This is a genomic window from Streptacidiphilus sp. MAP5-3 (assembly GCF_041262505.1).
Taxonomy (GTDB): domain Bacteria; phylum Actinomycetota; class Actinomycetes; order Streptomycetales; family Streptomycetaceae; genus Streptacidiphilus.
The window spans coordinates 1-17,571 of sequence record NZ_JBGCCL010000029.1; the positions used below are offsets into that span (position 1 = coordinate 1).

The window sequence follows — 17,571 nt, forward strand, 5'->3', positions numbered from 1 at the left end:
GTACTGCAGGGGGGACCCTGTGGGAGAGTAGGACGCCGCCGAACAATCTTTCCAGTGAAGCCCCCTGACCATGTGTCAGGGGGCTTCACTGCGTTGTCCGCACGCACGCTCTGACCTGCGGTGGATCGCTCACCTGCACGTCACCCGCACAGAGCTCGTACCCGCGTCGCACGAGCCCCACCCGGAAGGCGGCCTGGCGGCAGGTAAAGTCGGGGGCTGCAGCGTTCGAAGTGTTCTACAGGAGGCCCCGGGTGGAGGTTCAGGACACGCGCGTCCAGACCGACCGCGTGCTCACCATCCCCAATCTGCTGAGCATGGCCCGCCTGGTCGGCGTGCCGTTGTTCCTCTGGTTGGTCCTCTGGCCTGCCTTCGGTGGGCCCAAGAACGACGGCTGGGCGATCGCGATCCTCGGACTCAGCGGGATCAGCGACTACCTCGACGGCAAGTTGGCGCGTCGGTGGGGCCAGGTCAGCCGACTCGGACAGCTGCTTGATCCGCTTGCGGATCGTCTGTTCGTCCTGTCCACGATCGTCGGCCTCACGTGGCGCGAGATCATGCCGTGGTGGCTCACCGCGACCCTGCTGGCGCGTGAGCTCTTCATCGCCTCTCTTCTCCCTGTTCTCAGGCGTCACGGATATGGCCCTCCCGAGGTGAACTTCGTCGGGAAGGCGGCTACGTTCAATCTGATGTATGCGTTCCCTTTGCTTCTCCTCACCACCTATGACAACTGGCTGGGGACTGTGGCGAGCATCATCGGTTGGGCGTTCGTCTGGTGGGGTACGACGCTCTATTGGTGGGCAGGGATCCTGTACGCGGTGCAGACTCGCCGTCTCGTGAAGGCGAGCACCGTGGCCGATTAAGGAGGAACCAGCCGACATGAAGGCCGTTGTGATGGCCGGCGGCGAAGGTACCCGCCTTCGTCCGATGACTGCGAGCATGCCGAAGCCCCTGTTGCCGGTGGTGAACCGGCCGATCATGGAGCACGTGCTTCGGCTCCTCAAGAGACACGGTCTGACCGACACCGTCGTCACGGTCCAGTTCCTCGCCTCCCTGGTGCGCAATTACTTCGGTGACGGCGAAGAGCTCGGAATGAAGCTCACCTATGCGAACGAGGAGACTCCGCTAGGAACAGCCGGTTCCGTCAAGAATGCAGAGGACGCACTCAAGGACGATTCCTTCCTGGTGATCTCGGGTGACGCCCTGACCGACTTCGACCTGACCGACCTGATGGCATTCCACCGGTCCAAGGGCGCGATGGTCACTGTCTGTCTGACCCGGGTGCCGAATCCGTTGGAATTCGGGATCACCATCCTCGACGACGAGGGAAAGGTGGAGCGGTTCCTGGAGAAGCCGACCTGGGGTCAGGTCTTCTCCGACACCGTGAACACGGGCATCTACGTGATGGAGCCCGAGATCTTCGACTACGTCGCCGCGGACACGTCGGTCGACTGGTCGGGTGACGTCTTCCCGCAGTTGCTCAAGGAGGGCAAGCCGATCTACGGCTATGTCGCCGAGGGCTACTGGGAGGACGTCGGTACGCACGAGAGCTACGTCAAGGCCCAGGCCGACGTGCTGGAGGGCAAGGTCGACGTCGAGATCGACGGCTTCGAGCTGTCGCCCGGCGTCTGGGTCGCCGAGGGCGCGGAGGTCGACCGGGAGGCGGTGCTGCGCGGTCCCCTCTACATCGGCGACTACGCCAAGGTCGAGGGTGGCGTGGAGATCCGTGAGCACACGGTGCTCGGCAGCAACGTGGTCGTGAAGCGCGGCGCGTTCCTGCACAAGGCGGTCATCCACGACAACGTCTACATCGGGCCGCAGTCCAACCTGCGCGGTTGCGTCATCGGCAAGAACACCGACGTGATGCGAGCCGCGCGGATCGAGGACGGCGCGGTCATCGGAGACGAGTGCCTGGTCGAGGAGGAGTCGATCATCGCGGGCAACGTCCGCGTCTACCCCTTCAAGACCATCGAGGCCGGCGCCTTCGTCAACACCTCGGTGATCTGGGAGTCGCGCAGCCAGGAGCACCTCTTCGGTGCGCGCGGCGTCTCCGGGATCATCAACGTGGAGATCACGCCGGAGCTGGCCGTCCGCCTGGCGGGCGCGTACGCCACGACGTTGAAGAAGGGCGCCACGGTCACCATCGCGCGTGACCACTCGCGTGGTGCGCGTGCTCTCAAGCGCGCGATGATCTCGGCGTTGCAGGCCAGCGCGATCGAGGTGCGCGACCTGGAGAACGTGCCGATGCCGGTGGCCCGGCAGCAGACCGCGCGCGGCAGCGCGGGCGGGATCATGCTGCGGACGACGCCGGGGGTGCCGGACTCGCTCGACATCCTCTTCTTCGACGAGCGCGGCGCGGACCTCTCCCAGGCGGGCCAGCGCAAACTGGACCGCGTCTACGCCCGCCAGGAGTACCGGCGTGCGTTCCCCGGCGAGATCGGTGACCTGACCTTCCCGGCTACGGTCTTCGACTCCTACGCGGGCAGCCTGCTGCGGGCGATCGACACCCGTGGCGTCTCGGAGGCACGGCTCAAGGTGGTCGTGGACGTCGCGCACGGCAGTGCGTCGCTGTTGCTGCCCAGCATCATCGGGCGGCTCGGCATCGAGGCGCTGACGGTCAACCCCGGTATGGACGAGTCGCATCCGACCGAGACGATAGAGGAGCGCCGGGCCGGCCTGGTGCGGCTCGGTGAGCTGGTCGCGTCGTCGCGGGCCGCGTTCGGGGTGCGGTTCGACCCGGTGGGGGAGCGGGTCTCCTTCGTCGACGAGCGCGGGCGGATCATCGAGGACGACCGGTCGTTGCTGGTCATGCTCGACCTGGTCGCAGCGGAGGGCCGCAGCGGGAAGGTGGCCCTGCCGGTCACCACGACGCGGATCGCCGAGCAGGTGGCGGCCTACCACGGCACCCAGGTGCTGTGGACGACGACCTCGCCGGACGACCTGACCCGCGCCGCCTCGGCGGAGGGCACGATCTTTGCGGGCGACGGCATCGGCGGCTTCGTGGTGCCGGACTTCAGCGGCGTCTTCGACGGTACGGCTGCCTTCGTCCGGCTCCTCGGGCTGGTCGCGCGTACGCAGTTGACGCTGAGTCAGATCGATTCGCGGATCCCGCGCGCCCATGTCCACCGGCGTGATCTGCCCACACCGTGGGCGGCCAAGGGCATGGTGATGCGCAAGGTCGTGGAGGCGGCGGGCGACCGCCAGGTCGACACCACCGACGGCGTGCGGGTGGTCGAGCCCGACGGCCGCTGGACCATGGTGCTGCCTGACCCGGCCGAGGCGGTCACCCACCTCTGGGCCGAGGGCCCGGACGACACCTCGACGCAGGCCCTGCTCGACGAGTGGGGCGCGGTCGTGGAGTCCGCCGGACGCGACTGAGACAAGGCACCGGCGGGGTGCGGGCGGCGTTGTTCTGCCGCCCGCACCCCGCACAGTCGGACCCGCCACGCCGGTGCCCGTGCGGGCCGTCCGGCGCGACGTGGGACGATGTCCCCCATGTCGACGACCGATCCCCGTGCCGCCAAGCGCAGCGACCCGCGCTTCGCACGGCCCGACGCGTCGATGTCGCTGCTGCTCAACGTGGCCGAGCACAGTCTGGACGAGGGCTATGCCGAGGCGGCGGCCCGGCGCGGTGCGGTGGGCAGCAGCAGGCTGCCGACGACCACGCGCGGACGGTTGGTGTTCGGGGTCGGGCTGGCCCTGGTGGCCGCCCTGCTGGCGATGGGCGTCAGCCAGGTTCAGGCCAACGCGCCGGTCGCGGCCCAGGAGCGGCAGGCGCTGATCGACCGGATCAACACCGCGACCTCGGCGGCGGACGCCACGCAGCAGCAGATCGGGCAGCTGCAGACGCAGCTCTCCCAGGCGCAGGCCGCCGCGCTCGCCGGAAAGGGCGGGAGCGCACTGCTGGCGGAGCAGCAGCTGGTCACCGGGCAGACGCCCGTCACCGGCCCCGGGCTCCAGGTCACGGTCGACGACGCCGCGTCCGCCGGGACCGACCTCAACAACGCCAGTCCGCGGACCAACGCGGGTTTCGGCAACACCGGCCGGGTGCGCGACAGCGACCTGCAGCTGGTGGTCAACGCGCTGTGGCAGTCGGGGGCGGAGGCCGTCGCGATCAACGACCAGCGGCTGGGGAACCTCACCTCGATCCGGGCCGCGGGCGACGCGATACTGGTCAACAACAGTCCGTTGACCCTGCCGTACACGATCCAGGCGGTCGGCGGACCAGGCCTGCAACAGGCCTTCCGCAACAACGCCGACGGCGGTCTCTACCTTGCGTCGCTCAACCAGGGGTACCAGATCCGCTACAGCATCACGTCGGCAGGCGCACTCCAACTCCCGGCCGCGCCACCGGTCCGGCTGCTCGACGCCCGACCGGCCCCGGCCTCCACGGCCGCACCGACCTCGCACCCTTCGGAAGGAACGACGCACCCATGATCGCCGTGCTGGGCCTGGCCCTCGGAGTCGTGGTCGGGCTGTTCGTGCAGCCGGACGTCCCGACGTGGCTGGTGCCGTACCTGCCGATCGCCATCGTCGCCGCGCTCGACGCCGTGTTCGGCGGGATCCGCGCCATGCTGGACGGCATCTTCGACGACAAGGTGTTCGTGGTCTCCTTCTTGTCCAACGTGGTGGTCGCGGGCCTCATCGTCTTCCTGGGCGACCAGTTGGGCGTCGGTTCGCAGCTCTCCACCGGCGTGGTGGTCGTCCTCGGGATCCGCATCTTCTCCAACACCGCTGCGATCCGCCGTCACCTGTTCCGCGCGTGAGGTGTCCGCTGGTGAGGTGTTCCGTGCGTGACCGAACGGCATGGACAGATGACGTGACCGGCCCGTGCGAAGGGCGTGAACCGGTGCGGACGGCTCCGCCAGGGGTAGGACGGATGGCAGGATGAACGGCGCGGGCAGATTGAGCACGCAGTGAGCAGGCAGGGAGCGGAGCATTGACCGAGCAGCAACCCGGGGAGCAGTCCCGGGAGCCCGAGCGCACGGGCCGGCAGCGGCTCGCCGCCGCGCTCTGGCCGCCGCGGGTCAACCGCGCCCAGCTGATCGTCGCGGTGCTCCTCTTCGCCCTCGGCCTGGGCGTGGCCTTCCAGGTCCGCACCAACACTCCCGCCAACCAGCTGCGCGGGGCGCGCCAGGACGATCTGGTGCGCATTCTGGACGAGGTCGACGCGCGACAGCAGCGCCTGGACCAGGAACACCAGCAGCTGCAGTCGACGTTGAGCGAGCTGCAGACCAGTTCCAACCAGGCGAAGGCGGCGCAGGCGCAGACCCAGCAGAAGCAGCAGCAACTCGGCGTGCTCTCCGGCACGGTCGCCGCGACCGGCCCGGGCGTGACGCTGACCGTCAAGGACCCGGGCGGGAACGTCCAGGCGGCTATGCTGCTCAACACCTTGGAGGAGCTGCGCGCAGCAGGGGCGGAGGCGGTACAGATCAACAACGTCCGTGTCGTCGCGGGCACCTGGTTCAACGACGTGGCCAGGGGTTCGGTGAGCATCAGTGGAACCACGGTGTCCCAGCCGTACGTGTTCACAGCCGTCGGCAACCCGCAGGACCTGGACACCGCGCTCAACATTCCGGGCGGCGTCGTGCAGTCGGTCGACCGCGACCAGGGCACGGCGACGGTGGTCAAGCGACAGTCGTTGGTCGTTACCGCCTTGATCCCTTTGAGTACTCCTGACTACGCTCACACGACGCACCCATGATGTATCCACATCTCCTCCTTCGTTCCGCCGCTCCGCACGCTGATCCGACTGCCGTTCCGACACCTGTCCCGACCACTGTTCTGTCCACGATGGCTCCACCTCGCCCCACGGGCGGGTCCGTTTCTTGCAAGGGGAATCGCCCGTGAGTCTGTTCTCGAAGCTGTTCGGCCGTAAGTCCCAAAAGGGAGCGGTCGAGGCGCCCACCGCCCGGCACCGCCGTGGTGACGAGGAGTTCGGCCAGGGCGTCCCCGGTATGCGGGGGGCTCCGGAGTCCGACAGCTACGCCGCCGCCGATCGGCCGCTCTTCCGTGACGAGGCCGCCGGCCGACACGCGGGTGCGCAGGGTGGGGGGCGTATAGCCCCGCAGCCGGTACCTTCAAGTTCAGGTGGAGGGTTTGCGGCCGATCCGTTTGCCCAAGACCAGTCAGGCGATCCGCGACAGGAGGCCGCAGGCGTGACGGTGTGCACCCGATGCGGATTCAACAACCCGGACTCCGCCCGCTTCTGCTCGAACTGCGGTGCCCCGCTGCGGGCCCGCGTCGGTGGTGGCGAGCGTCCCAGTGAGACGACGTCCACGATCTCGATCTCGGGACTGGAGGCGTACGAGCCGGACGCCCCGGCCGCGATGAGCCCCGGGCTCTCCCAGGAGGCCCAGGCCGCGGTCGACGCGCTTCCGCCGGGCTCGGCGCTTCTGGTGGTGCGCCGCGGCCCCAACTCGGGCAGCCGGTTCCTGCTGGACACCGACCTCACCACGGCCGGTCGCGACGCGCAGAGCGACATCTTCCTGGACGACGTCACCGTCTCGCGGCGGCACGTGGAGTTCCGGCGGCGGCAGGGCGGCTTCACGGTCGCCGACGTCGGCAGCCTGAACGGCACCTACGTCAACCGCGAGCGGATCGACGAGGTGCCGCTGAACAGCGGTGACGAGGTGCAGATCGGGAAGTACCGGCTGGTCTTCTTCGCCGCCCGCCCGGGGTACTGAGACGCGGTGCCCCGCCCCTGGGAGGAGTGAGTCAACCGTCGTGCAAGCTGACAGCGGTACCCCGGGGGCGGTGGCGCCCTTCGTTCCCTCCGGTCGACCCTCGCCCGGAGGCGGGCGCGACCTGGCCCACAGCATCGTCTCGGGACGGCAGCAACTCCTCAGCATCGGCGCGGTGCTGACCGAGCTTCAGGCCGAGTTCCCCGAAGTCACCATCTCCAAGATCCGCTTCCTGGAGGCGGAACGCCTGGTCGAGCCGCAGCGCACGCCCTCGGGCTACCGCAAGTTCAGCGCGGTCGACGTGGAGCGGCTCGCCTACGTGCTGCGGATGCAGCGCGACCACTACCTCCCGCTGCGGGTGATCCGCGAGCACCTGGCCGCCCTGGACCGGGGCGAGAACCCGCCCGCGCTGCCCGGCAACGGCTCGGGCGGGTCGGCCGGCCAGGCGGACTCCGCGGGTGGGGCCGGCGCGGAAGAGGCCTTCGACCCTGTCCGTGACGGCGCGATCGCCCCCGGTCCGGTCGCGGGCGGAACCCGGCTCGGCCGGGCCGAACTGCTGGCCGCCGCGGGCATCACCGAGCAGCAGCTGTCCGAGTGGGAGTCCTACGGCCTGGTGGCCGCCGACCGGGACGGCGGCTTCGACGGCGAGATGCTCCAAGTGGCGCGTCTGGTCGCTGAGTTGGGCCGCTTCGGGCTGGAGCCCAGGCATCTGCGAGCGGTCAAGGCCGCCGCCGACCGCGAGGTCGGTCTGGTGGAGCAGATCGTCGCCCCGCTGCGCCGTCACCGCAATCCGCAGACCCGTGCCCACGCCGCCGCCCTGGCCCATGAGCTGGCAACCCTTTCGGTGCGGCTGCACGCCTCACTGGTCCAGGCGGGCCTGCGGGCCCGGCCGGGCACCTGAGCAAGCGGGCGCGGGGCAGGTGTTGGGCAGGTGGTGGCCGGTGGACGTGATCAGGACGACTGGAGTATCCGCCCCGCGCGCCCTAGGGTTGCAGGTGTGAACGAGCTAGATGTCGTGGGTGTCCGGGTGGAGATGCCGTCGAACCAGCCGATCGTGCTGCTGCGCGAGGTCGGTGGGGACCGCTATCTCCCGATCTGGATCGGCCCCGGTGAGGCCACCGCCATCGCGTTCGCGCAGCAGGGCATGACGCCGGTGCGTCCGCTGACGCACGACCTCTTCCGCAACGTGCTGGAGGCCGTCGGCCAGCAGCTCACCGCGGTGCGGATCACCGACCTGCGTGAGGGCGTCTTCTACGCCGAGCTGGTCTTCGCCAGCGGCGTCGAGGTGAGCGCCCGCCCGTCCGACGCCATAGCCCTGGCACTGCGCACCGGCACGCCGATCTACGGCGCCGATGGTGTGCTGGACGAGGCAGGCATCGCGATCCCCGACGAGCAGGAGGACGAGGTCGAGCGGTTCCGGGAGTTCCTGGACCAGATCTCACCCGAGGACTTCGGCAGCAGCGGTCAGCAGTAGCGGTCGGCAGGAGCAGTGGCCGTGCGCGTGCATACGACCGGTTGTCCGACCGGTGTACTGACGGGTTTGCCGAACCACATTCGCGCGGAAATACCCCCGCTCGGGACACGCAAAACCACTCGTGAGGCTGACGTCACCCGCCATGCCGAGCGTGGCGATCGTTGACGCGCTCCTGGCTACTGCCTACCTTCGACTGTGAACGTCCCCGGGTGTGCCTCCCCGCACCCCCGCTGAGGCGGTTCCCGAGTCGAGCGGATGGAGGGTCGTGTTGAGCAGCACGGGTGACAGAACAGCCACGGGCGGCTCCTGCCCCGTCCACTCCCAGGTCCGGACGCTGCCGCGGTCGGCGCGCTCCGGTTGGGAGGGGATGCCGATGGTGCCGCTCCCGGCTGGCCCGCAGGACGACGTGCTGCCCAGCTCGGAGTTGATCGGCTACCGCGGGCCCACGGCCTGCGCCGCGGCCGGGATCACCTACCGCCAGCTCGACTACTGGGCCCGCACGGGCCTGGTCGAGCCGAGTGTCCGCGCGGCCCAGGGGTCCGGCACGCAGCGCCTCTACGCGTTCCGCGACATCCTGGTGCTCAAGGTGGTCAAGCGCCTGCTCGACGCGGGCGTTTCGCTCCAGAGCATCCGCACCGCCGTCGACCACCTGAGCCAGCGGCCGCAGGAGGCACTGCCCGACATCACGCTGATGAGCGACGGGGCGACGGTCTACGAGTGCGTCTCCGGGCACCAGGTGGTCGAGCTGCTGCAGGGCGGTCAGGGCATCTTCGGCATCGCCGTCGGCGCGGTCTGGCGTGAGGTCGAGGCGACGCTCACCCGCCTCCACGGCGAGCGCACCGACACCGGCGAGAACCTGCCCGGCTTCGACCCGTCCGACGAACTGGCCCGCCGCCGCAACCGCGCGGTCTGATCCGCGCGTCCGCTCCTCAGGATGACCCTGGGGGAGGAGAGTGCGGTGCGGGTGTTGCGCGGGCTTCGCGTGCTGGTCCGGCTCGGCCGACAGCGGCGGGTTCAGAGGTGGGGCTTCCAGGCGCTCTGCGCGCTGACGGTGCTGGTGCTCGCACCGGTGGCGGTGATCAGGCTGCAGAGCGACCCGCGGGTGCGGACCGTCGCCGACGTGCCCGCCGAGCCCGTGGTGGTGGTCTTCGGCGCGGGCCTGGACGGCGGCAGGCCCTCGCCCTACCTCGCGCACCGGCTCGACGCCGCGCTCGCGCTCTACCGGGCCGGTCGGGTCCGCGCTGTCCTGGTCACCGGCGACAACAGCCGCCCCGACTACGACGAGCCGGACGCGATGCGCACCTACCTGGTCCAGCACGGCGTCCCGACGGCCCGGATCGCGGCCGACTACGCGGGGTTCGACACCTGGGACTCCTGCGCCCGCGCCCACCGGATCTTCGGCGTCACCCGGGCCGTCCTGGTCAACACCGAGTACGCGATCCGCCGGTCGGTGTCCCTCTGCGAGACCGCGGGGATCGACGCGTACGGGATCGGGGTTCCCGAGCCGCACGATCGGACCTGGGACTACGGCGCGGTGCGGGAGATCGCCTCGGCGGACAAGGCGGTCTTCCTCGACGAGCTCTTCGATCCGGACCCGCATCTGCTCGGGCCCAAGGTCACCACGCCGGCCGCGTTCGGTTAGGGCCTGGCCCCAGTTGCGCCCGTGGTGGTGTACCAGCCGTTGTCATACCCGTGCGCGATGATCGGTTCATGCGGTCCGTGCCGTCGATCCTGCATCTCGACATGGACGCCTTCTTCGCGTCGGTGGAGCAGGCGTCCAAGCCGAGCCTGCGCGGAAAGCCGGTGATCGTCGGCGGGCTGGGCGGGCGGGGTGTGGTCGCGACCGCTTCGTACGAGGCGCGCACGTTCGGCGTGCACTCCGCCATGGCGATGGCGCACGCGCGCCGCCTCGCGCCGAACGCCGCGTTCCTGATCCCACGGTTCGAGCTGTACCGGCAGATCAGCGAGGAGGTGATGGCGCTGCTGCGCAAGCTCTCGCCGCTGGTCGAGCCGCTCAGCCTGGACGAGGCCTTCGTCGACCTCGCCGCCGGCCCCTACGGCGAGCTGCTGGAGGCGGAGGGCGCGGAGCTGGCCCGCGCGCTGGGGGAGGACCTGCGGGCCGACATCCGGGACAAGGTCGGGCTCACCGCCTCCGTCGGGCTGTCGACGACCAAGTTCCTGGCCAAGATCGCCTCGGAGGAGGCCAAGCCCGACGGCCTGGTGCTGATCGAAGCGGGCCGCGAGCGCGAGGTGCTCGAACCGCTGCCGGTGCGGGCGCTGCCGGGAGTCGGGCCCGCCACGGCCGAGACGCTGCGTCGGGCGGGGCTGACCCGGGTCGCGGAGCTGGCGGCGTTGCCGCAGGAGGAGCTGATCCACCTGCTGGGCCGGGCGCACGGCGCGGGCGTGCACGCGCTGGCCCGCGGGCAGGACGAGCGGCCGGTGGTGCCCGACCGGGACGCCAAGTCGGTCTCGGTGGAGGACACCTTCGAGGTCGACCTCGGCGACCGCGACAGCATCATGCAGGAGCTCGACCGCCTCGCCGACCGCTGCGTCCGCAGGCTGCGCGCCGCAGGGCGGTCGGGGCGGACGGTGGTGGTCAAGATCCGCCGCTTCGACTTCACCACGCTCACCCGCTCCGAGACGCTGCCCTCGCCCACCGACGACCCGCTGGTCATCGCCCAGATGGCGCGGCGGTTGGCCGAATCCGTCGGACTGCTCGGCGGTATCCGGCTGCTGGGCGTCGGCGTCAGCGGCCTGGCCGACTGGACCCAGGAGGACCTCTTCGCCCAGGCCCAGCGCGAGGCCTTCGAGGAGTACGAGGTGCTGGAGGCCTTGGCCGAGGAGGCGGAGGAAGACTCAGGCGCGGCGGGGGCCGAGGACGCGGAGGCCGGGTCCGCGGCAGGCGGGTCCACAGCGGGCGGGTCTGCGGACGACTCCGCCTACGGCGGGCCGGACGCGCCGCGTGCGTTCCACCCCGGCGCGGCGCCGCGCGGACGTCGCTGGGTGCCGGGGCAGGACGTGGAGCATGCGGAGCTCGGCCACGGCTGGGTCCAGGGCAGCGGCGTCGGGCGGGTGACGGTGCGCTTCGAGACGCCCGGTTCGGGCGTCGGCCGGGTCCGCACCTTCCTGGTCGACGATCCGGCCCTCGCCCCGGCCCCGGCGCTCCCGCTTGTGCCCATACGCTGACGGGCCGCCCAGCGGGGTGCCGGGCGGCCCGTGGTCAGCGGGGACGAGCGGGAGTGAGCGCGGATGAGCGGGGGTGACGGCGGGTCAGGCGCCCATCGCGTGGCCCGGCAGGTCCGGGTTCTGGCCCATCGGACCGTTCGGGCTGGTCGGGCCGTTCGGACGGAGCGGGGTCGCGGCCGGGGTGCCCGCGATCGGCGCGCCTCCGATCGGTGCACCGGCCGCCGGGGGAGTGGTGGCTGGGGCGACCGGCGTGCCCTGGGGGCGGCTGCCGTCCTGGACCTGGATGTGCTCGCGGTGGAGCTGCTCGCGTACCACCTCCTCCTCGGTGATCCGCTCGGTCACCAGGCGGATCCGCTCCACCGGGACGACGGTCTTCTTGACGACGAGGCGCTCCTCATGGAGGGTCACCTCCTCGACGCTCTCCGCGATCTCGGCCTCGGTCAGCTGCTCGCGCTCCTCCGCGCTGACCGGGACCCGCTCGACGCGGATGCGCTCGCGGACCACCGGCACCCGTCGCTCGACCTGCTCCGCCGTCACGTACTTGCGCAGCCGGGCCCGGCCGAGGACGTGCCACTCGGTCGAGATGTCCAGGCGCTCCTCGCGGCAGACGAACTCGACCGGCTCGGGGACCGGCTCCTTGGCGACGGTGCCGGTCGCGGCGCCCGTCGTGCCGGGGGTCGCCGTGCCCGCTGTCGCGGTGCCACTGGTGGCCGGAGCGCCGAAACCGGGCAGCGGGTCGGTCAGCGGGTCCGGACGACGCTGCGGTTCGGTCGCCGTCCCGCCCATCGCGCCCGCACCTGCGCCCGCTCCTGCCATGCCGCTGCTGGGGAAGGGTGCGGCGGGCGGCGTCTGGACGGTCGGTTGCTGCATCGTCGAGTCCTGCGCCGCGTCCTGGCCGACCCGTGGCATTTGCGCGGTCTGCGCCGTCTGTCCGGCCTGCGCGCCAGCCGTCGTGCCGCCCGTCATGAACGCCGAGGTGCGCCCGCCGTTCGACTGGGACTCCACGACGGGCGTCGCCACCGTCTTCTCCACGGGCTGCTCCTCCTTGGTCAGGTTCTCTTTCCGCTCCCCGCGCGTTGCGGCACCCGCCGCAACGCCTGCGGCACCGGCCGCAGCCGCCGCCTCCCCGGCCTTCGGCGCGGAGGCGGGTCCGTGGCCGTTGCCCTCCGCCGCCTTGGCGCCCGAGTCGGCCGCATGCTGGCCGGTGCCGGTCGGGACCTCCAGGCCGTAGTAGCGGTAGAGCTGCAACTCCTGGGCGGGGGAGAGGTGCTGGCCGACGCCGAAGTCGGGCGAGTCCTTCACCTGCGACTTCTCATAGGGGACCCGCAGTTCCTCGGAGACGAACTCGCTCGTCGTCAGCGGCACGAAGGCGTCGCGGCCGAACAGTCCGGTGCGAACCGCGGCCCACTCGGGTTCACCGGTCGCATCGTCGAGGTAGACCTCGTCCACGGTGCCGATCTTCTCGCCGTTCTTGTCCACGGCCTTGTGGCCGATCAGATCCCTCGGGTCGATCTCGGTCTGCACGCTTCTCACTCCTCCATCGGCCCGCGCCGGTCTGTTCAGCTGACGAACGTGCTCAACTCATACGAAAAGGCACAATGATCGCTTTGTCGAACGCACGCAGCTCCGCCGGGTGTGTCGCTGCTCCGTCCGGTGGACGAGAACGGTGCTCGGGCCCCGTCCGGCGGCCGATCCGCGCTGGTACCCTCGGGGTTGACCGTCGAGCACGTGCGGGAGAGTCCGAGCGCCTGATCTGGGCAACCTGATCGGGGCGACCCGGCGCCGAAGGAGCAACTCCTCCCCGGAATCTCTCAGGCCGAAGTACCGCGCTGGCGAGGTCGACTCTGGAAAGCAGGGCCGCGCCCGAGCCTCATGGCTGCGGGACGGTCCTCACCGACGGTGAAAGCCGGTCCGGCCGCAGCGTTACAGCAGCGGCAACAGGGCCGGTGAAGCTCTCAGGTTCCATGACAGAGGGGGAGGTCGTCCGGGCGCCCCACCGCGTCCACCCGGTCCGACCAGGAGGCCAGTCTCCCCATGACGTCGTCGCTTTCCGAGCTGGAGCAGTCCAGCCCGTTCGAGAACCGCCACATCGGCCCGGACGCCGGGGCGCAGGCCAAGATGCTGGCGCAGGTGGGCTACGGCTCCCTGGACGAGCTCACCGCCGCCGCCGTCCCCGCCGCGATCCGCAGCCTGACCGCGCTGGACCTCCCGGCCGCCCGCTCCGAGGCCGAGGTCCTCGCCGAGCTGCGCGAGCTGGCCGGCCGCAACCAGGTGCTGCGCTCGATGATCGGCCTCGGGTACTACGGCACCTTCACCCCGCCGGTGATCCTCCGCAACGTGCTGGAGAACCCGTCCTGGTATACGGCCTACACGCCCTACCAGCCGGAGATCTCGCAGGGGCGCCTGGAGGCGCTGCTCAACTTCCAGACCGTGGTCACCGAGCTGACCGGTCTGCCCACCGCCGGCGCCTCGCTGCTCGACGAGGGCACCGCCGCCGCCGAGGCCGTCGCGCTGGCCCGCCGGATGGGCAAGGTCAAGGGCGGCGTCTTCGTCATCGACGCCGACACCATGCCGCAGACCGTCGCCGTCATCGAGACCCGTACCGTCCCGACCGGCGTCGAGACCGTCGTGGCCGACCTCAGCCAGGGCATCCCGGCCGAGATCGCCGAGCGCGGCGTCTTCGGCGTGCTGCTGCAGTACCCGGGCGCCTCCGGCGCGGTGCGCGACCTGGCCCCGGTCATCGCGCAGGCCAAGGAGCTCGGCGCGGTCGTCGCGGTCGCCGCCGACCTGCTGGCGCTGACGCTGCTGAAGTCCCCGGGTGAGCTCGGCGCGGACATCGCGGTCGGCACCACCCAGCGCTTCGGCGTCCCGATGGGCTTCGGCGGCCCGCACGCCGGGTACATGTCCGTCCGTGCCGACTACGCCCGCAGCCTGCCGGGCCGCCTGGTCGGCGTCTCCGTCGACGCCGACGGCAACCGCGCCTACCGCCTGGCGCTGCAGACCCGCGAGCAGCACATCCGCCGCGAGAAGGCCACCTCCAACATCTGCACCGCGCAGGTGCTGCTGGCTGTGATGGCCTCGATGTACGCGGTCTACCACGGCCCGGACGGCCTGGCGAAGATCGCCTCGCGCACCCACCGCTACGCCTCCGTGCTGGCCGAGGGCCTGCGTCGGGGCGGCGTCGAGGTCGCGAGCGACGCGTTCTTCGACACCGTCACCGCCCGCGTCCCCGGCCGTGCCGCCGAGGTCGTCGCGACCGCTGCCGCCGCCGGGGTCAACCTGCGCCAGGACGGCGCCGACCTGGTCGGCATCGCCTGCGACGAGACCACCACCCGCGCCGACCTGGCCGCCGTCTGGGGCGCCTTCGGCGTGGACGCCGCGGGTCCGGACGTGGACGCGCTCGACGCCGCCGCCGGCTCCGCGCTGCCCGAGGGCCTGCTGCGCACCGACGAGTACCTGACCCACCCGACCTTCCACGCGCACCGCTCCGAGACGGCCATGCTGCGCTACCTGCGCTCGCTGGCCGACAAGGACTACGCGCTGGACCGCGGCATGATCCCGCTCGGCTCCTGCACCATGAAGCTGAACGCCACCGCCGAGATGGAGGCGATCACCTGGCCGGAGTTCGCCGACGTGCACCCGTTCGCCCCGGTCGAGCAGGCCGACGGCTACCTGCAGCTGATCGGCGAGCTGGAGGCGCGCCTGGCCGAGGTCACCGGATACGACAAGGTCTCCATCCAGCCCAACGCCGGTTCCCAGGGCGAGCTGGCCGGTCTGCTGGCGGTGCGTGCCTACCACCACGCCAATGGCGACACCCAGCGCGACGTCTGCCTGATCCCCTCCTCCGCGCACGGCACCAACGCCGCCTCCGCCGTCATGGCGGGCATGCGGGTCGTGGTCGTCAAGACGCTGCCGGACGGTGACGTGGACGTCGACGACCTGCGCGCCAAGATCGAACAGCACCGCGACCAGCTGGCGGTGCTGATGGTCACCTACCCGTCCACGCACGGCGTGTACGAGGAGAACATCGGCGACATCTGCGCCGCCGTGCACGAGGCGGGCGGCCAGGTCTACGTCGACGGCGCCAACCTCAACGCGCTGGTCGGTCTGGCCAAGCCGGGCAAGTTCGGCGCGGACGTCTCGCACCTGAACCTGCACAAGACCTTCTGCATCCCGCACGGCGGCGGTGGCCCGGGCGTCGGCCCGGTCGGCGTCCGCGCGCACCTGGCGCCGTACCTGCCGAACCACCCGCTGCAGCCGACGGCCGGTCCGGCCACCGGTGTGGGTCCGATCTCGGCCGCGCCGTGGGGCTCGGCGGCGATCCTGCCGATCTCCTGGTCGTACGTCCGGCTGATGGGCGGCGAGGGCCTCAAGCGCGCCACCCAGGTCGCGGTGCTGAACGCCAACTACATCGCCAAGCGCCTGGCGCCGTACTACCCGGTCCTGTTCACCGGCCCCGGCGGCCTGGTCGCGCACGAGTGCATCATCGACCTGCGGCCGCTGGCCAAGTCGGCGGGCGTCTCCGTGGACGACGTGGCCAAGCGCCTGATCGACTACGGCTTCCACGCCCCGACCATGTCGTTCCCGGTGGCCGGCACGCTGATGATCGAGCCGACCGAGAGCGAGGACTTGACCGAAATCGATCGCTTCTGCGCGGCGATGATCGCGATCCGTTCGGAGATTGACAAGGTCGGTTCCGGTGAATGGCCGGCGGAGGACAACCCGCTGCACAACGCCCCGCACACCGCGGCCGCGCTGGCGGGCGAGTGGGAGCACGCCTACACGCGGGCCGAGGCCGTGTTCCCGGCCGGTGTGAACCCCACCGAGAAGTACTGGCCGCCGGTCCGCCGCATCGACGGCGCCTTCGGCGACCGCAACCTGGTCTGCTCCTGCCCGCCGCTGGACGAGTACGAGGACTGATCGGCCGCGAGCGCTGAAAAGGGGCGCGGGAACTGCTCACGCAGTCCCCGCGCCCCTTCGTGCGTGTTGCTACGCAGCGCCTGCCAGCACGCGCCTCGGGGCGACCGCGCGGCCGTCCGGGAGGATCTCGCCGGTGTCCTCGAAGATCAGGACACCGTTGCACAGCAGGCTCCACCCCTGTTCCGGGTGGCTCGCGACGACGGCTGCGGCCTCGCGGTCCGGCGAGTCGGCGGACGGACACTCAGGACGGTGCTGGCACATAGCTCGTACCCTCGTTTCGGCGTGCTTCGAGAATATTCCAAAGCCGGTCTGCGGCGCGTGTGTGAAGTGCCTTTTCGCCGGGTAAGACGTTGGGCTTCTCGCACTGGTTCACAGTGTCCGCGTATCGCGACCCGCCCGCAGCCATTTGGTGACATGCGTCACGCCGAAACCTGTCCGACCAGCAGAAACCACCCGTTGTGACCAGGCGCGCCATGGTCACAACGGGTGGTACGGGTGGTTCTTCAGGGGGAGTGCGCTTCGGCGCGCGGGTCAGGCGGGGCTGGTGAGCAGCGCGCCGTTGGCGAGCGCGAGCAGGGCGAGCAGTTCCTCCGCGTGGTGCGGGACGTGGGCGGTGACGCCGAGCGGCGCCGGGACCAGCGGGATCAGCAGGTCCGGCGACGGGGTGGCGGAGAGCACGGGGTGCAGCCAGAGGGCCGTCATGTAGTGGCCGGGCACCGAGAGCAGCCGCGGCAGGTAGGTGGTCGGGGTGCCGGCCGCGTGCAGCCGTGCCTGCTGCAGCGCGCGCAGCGTGGACGCCGGATACGGGCCCTCGGCGAAGTGGGCGAAGGCGTGCACCTCCATGGTCTCGCCCGGGCTCGAGCCCGTCTCGTCCGGCGCCACCTCCAGGGTGTCGGCGGCGCCGACGACGGTCTCGCCCTCCTTGATCAGGAAGCGCCAGCCGGTTCGCAGCGCGGCGGCGAGCGGCGTCGCGCCCGCGCCGGTGACCGCCGGGTCCAGCAGGTGCACGGGAAGCGGATGCGCGGGGGTGAGCGGCCCGGTGCACCGTCGCATGGCCGAGGTCCGGACGGGGCCGACGTCGGCGGGGACGTCGCGGTCGTCCAGCGCGCGGAGAACGGCGCGCAGGGCGGCGGCGGGGGGCTGGGGCAGCTGCAGGGTCATGTCGGTTCGCCTCTCGTGGCAGCAGAGACAGGCGGGGCGGGAGTTACGGCGTTGCCGGGCGTTGCGGTGCTGCGCGGCTGTGCGGGGGACGAGCGACCGCGCAGGCGTCGACGGCTGCGCGGTGCAGGGCTGGCTCAGAGCGCGGGGCAG

Annotated in this window: 15 protein-coding genes and 1 riboswitch; of the genes, 12 read left to right on the forward strand and 3 right to left on the reverse strand. The window is 71.1% G+C overall.

The window, feature by feature from the left end; all coding sequences use genetic code 11:
• The first annotated feature begins 251 nt into the window (after positions 1 to 251).
• The 11 genes from ABH928_RS29865 to ABH928_RS29915 all read left to right on the forward strand — a co-directional run bounded on the left by ABH928_RS29865 (position 252) and on the right by ABH928_RS29915 (position 11,340).
• Positions 252 to 860, forward strand: coding sequence for a CDP-alcohol phosphatidyltransferase family protein (locus ABH928_RS29865; protein WP_370071757.1), 609 nt, complete (start codon positions 252 to 254; stop codon positions 858 to 860).
• A 16-nt stretch (positions 861 to 876) separates the two neighbouring features.
• Complete coding sequence (locus ABH928_RS29870) at positions 877 to 3,375, forward strand: sugar phosphate nucleotidyltransferase (RefSeq protein WP_370071758.1); 2,499 nt, start codon at positions 877 to 879, stop codon at positions 3,373 to 3,375.
• Positions 3,376 to 3,492: 117 nt separating this feature from the next.
• Positions 3,493 to 4,434, forward strand: coding sequence for a DUF881 domain-containing protein (locus ABH928_RS29875; protein WP_370071759.1), 942 nt, complete (start codon positions 3,493 to 3,495; stop codon positions 4,432 to 4,434).
• Positions 4,431 to 4,763, forward strand: a complete 333-nt coding sequence (locus ABH928_RS29880) for a small basic family protein (RefSeq protein ID WP_370071760.1) — start codon at positions 4,431 to 4,433, stop codon at positions 4,761 to 4,763. Before ABH928_RS29875 ends, ABH928_RS29880 begins: the two co-directional genes overlap by 4 nt.
• Before the next feature lie 173 nt (positions 4,764 to 4,936).
• Positions 4,937 to 5,701 (forward strand): DUF881 domain-containing protein, encoded by a 765-nt coding sequence (locus ABH928_RS29885; protein ID WP_370071761.1) that lies wholly within the window; start codon positions 4,937 to 4,939, stop codon positions 5,699 to 5,701.
• A 454-nt stretch (positions 5,702 to 6,155) separates the two neighbouring features.
• Positions 6,156 to 6,683 carry an FHA domain-containing protein gene (locus ABH928_RS29890; protein ID WP_370071762.1) on the forward strand — a complete coding sequence of 176 codons (528 nt, stop codon included), beginning with the start codon at positions 6,156 to 6,158 and terminating at the stop codon, positions 6,681 to 6,683.
• 121 nt (positions 6,684 to 6,804) lie between these two features.
• On the forward strand, positions 6,805 to 7,581 hold the full coding sequence (locus tag ABH928_RS29895) for a MerR family transcriptional regulator (protein ID WP_370071839.1): 777 nt from the start codon (positions 6,805 to 6,807) through the stop codon (positions 7,579 to 7,581).
• Between the two features lie 96 nt (positions 7,582 to 7,677).
• Positions 7,678 to 8,154 (forward strand): bifunctional nuclease family protein, encoded by a 477-nt coding sequence (locus ABH928_RS29900; RefSeq protein WP_370071763.1) that lies wholly within the window; start codon positions 7,678 to 7,680, stop codon positions 8,152 to 8,154.
• A gap of 268 nt (positions 8,155 to 8,422) precedes the next feature.
• Positions 8,423 to 9,067, forward strand: a complete 645-nt coding sequence (locus ABH928_RS29905) for a MerR family transcriptional regulator (RefSeq protein ID WP_370071764.1) — start codon at positions 8,423 to 8,425, stop codon at positions 9,065 to 9,067.
• 21 nt (positions 9,068 to 9,088) lie between these two features.
• Positions 9,089 to 9,796, forward strand: coding sequence for a vancomycin high temperature exclusion protein (locus tag ABH928_RS29910; protein WP_370071765.1), 708 nt, complete (start codon positions 9,089 to 9,091; stop codon positions 9,794 to 9,796).
• A gap of 68 nt (positions 9,797 to 9,864) precedes the next feature.
• Positions 9,865 to 11,340 carry a DNA polymerase IV gene (locus tag ABH928_RS29915; RefSeq protein ID WP_370071766.1) on the forward strand — a complete coding sequence of 492 codons (1,476 nt, stop codon included), beginning with the start codon at positions 9,865 to 9,867 and terminating at the stop codon, positions 11,338 to 11,340.
• Positions 11,341 to 11,424: 84 nt separating this feature from the next.
• On the opposite strand, the gene ABH928_RS29920 is transcribed toward ABH928_RS29915, so the two are convergent.
• The gene (locus ABH928_RS29920) at positions 11,425 to 12,864 is read right to left on the reverse strand and encodes a PRC and DUF2382 domain-containing protein (protein WP_370071767.1); all 1,440 of its coding nucleotides are present in this window, start codon (positions 12,862 to 12,864) and stop codon (positions 11,425 to 11,427) included.
• A 197-nt stretch (positions 12,865 to 13,061) separates the two neighbouring features.
• Positions 13,062 to 13,177: riboswitch (glycine riboswitch) on the forward strand.
• Between the two features lie 197 nt (positions 13,178 to 13,374).
• Between ABH928_RS29920 and gcvP the strand changes: the two genes are divergently transcribed.
• Positions 13,375 to 16,260: an aminomethyl-transferring glycine dehydrogenase gene (gcvP, locus tag ABH928_RS29925; protein ID WP_370071768.1), complete on the forward strand. Its 2,886-nt coding sequence runs from the start codon at positions 13,375 to 13,377 to the stop codon at positions 16,258 to 16,260.
• Positions 16,261 to 16,329: 69 nt separating this feature from the next.
• Here gcvP and ABH928_RS29930 read toward each other — a convergent pair whose 3' ends face one another.
• Both ABH928_RS29930 and ABH928_RS29935 read right to left on the reverse strand, forming a co-directional pair.
• Complete coding sequence (locus tag ABH928_RS29930; RefSeq protein ID WP_370071769.1) at positions 16,330 to 16,521, reverse strand: DUF5999 family protein; 192 nt, start codon at positions 16,519 to 16,521, stop codon at positions 16,330 to 16,332.
• Positions 16,522 to 16,791: 270 nt separating this feature from the next.
• Complete coding sequence (locus ABH928_RS29935) at positions 16,792 to 17,421, reverse strand: hypothetical protein (RefSeq protein ID WP_370071770.1); 630 nt, start codon at positions 17,419 to 17,421, stop codon at positions 16,792 to 16,794.
• Positions 17,422 to 17,571 lie beyond the last annotated feature (150 nt).

Excerpts from the sequence above, each read along its gene's own strand:
- gcvP (WP_370071768.1), top strand. The coding sequence starts at position 13,375 with ATGACGTCGTCGCTTTCCGAGCTGGAGCAGTCCAGCCCGTTCGAGAAC.
- ABH928_RS29875 (WP_370071759.1), top strand. The coding sequence starts at position 3,493 with ATGTCGACGACCGATCCCCGTGCCGCCAAGCGCAGCGACCCGCGCTTC.
- ABH928_RS29870 (WP_370071758.1), top strand. The coding sequence starts at position 877 with ATGAAGGCCGTTGTGATGGCCGGCGGCGAAGGTACCCGCCTTCGTCCG.
- ABH928_RS29935 (WP_370071770.1), bottom strand. The coding sequence starts at position 17,421 with ATGACCCTGCAGCTGCCCCAGCCCCCCGCCGCCGCCCTGCGCGCCGTT.
- ABH928_RS29910 (WP_370071765.1), top strand. The coding sequence starts at position 9,089 with ATGACCCTGGGGGAGGAGAGTGCGGTGCGGGTGTTGCGCGGGCTTCGC.
- ABH928_RS29915 (WP_370071766.1), top strand. The coding sequence starts at position 9,865 with ATGCGGTCCGTGCCGTCGATCCTGCATCTCGACATGGACGCCTTCTTC.
- ABH928_RS29930 (WP_370071769.1), bottom strand. The coding sequence starts at position 16,521 with ATGTGCCAGCACCGTCCTGAGTGTCCGTCCGCCGACTCGCCGGACCGC.
- ABH928_RS29880 (WP_370071760.1), top strand. The coding sequence starts at position 4,431 with ATGATCGCCGTGCTGGGCCTGGCCCTCGGAGTCGTGGTCGGGCTGTTC.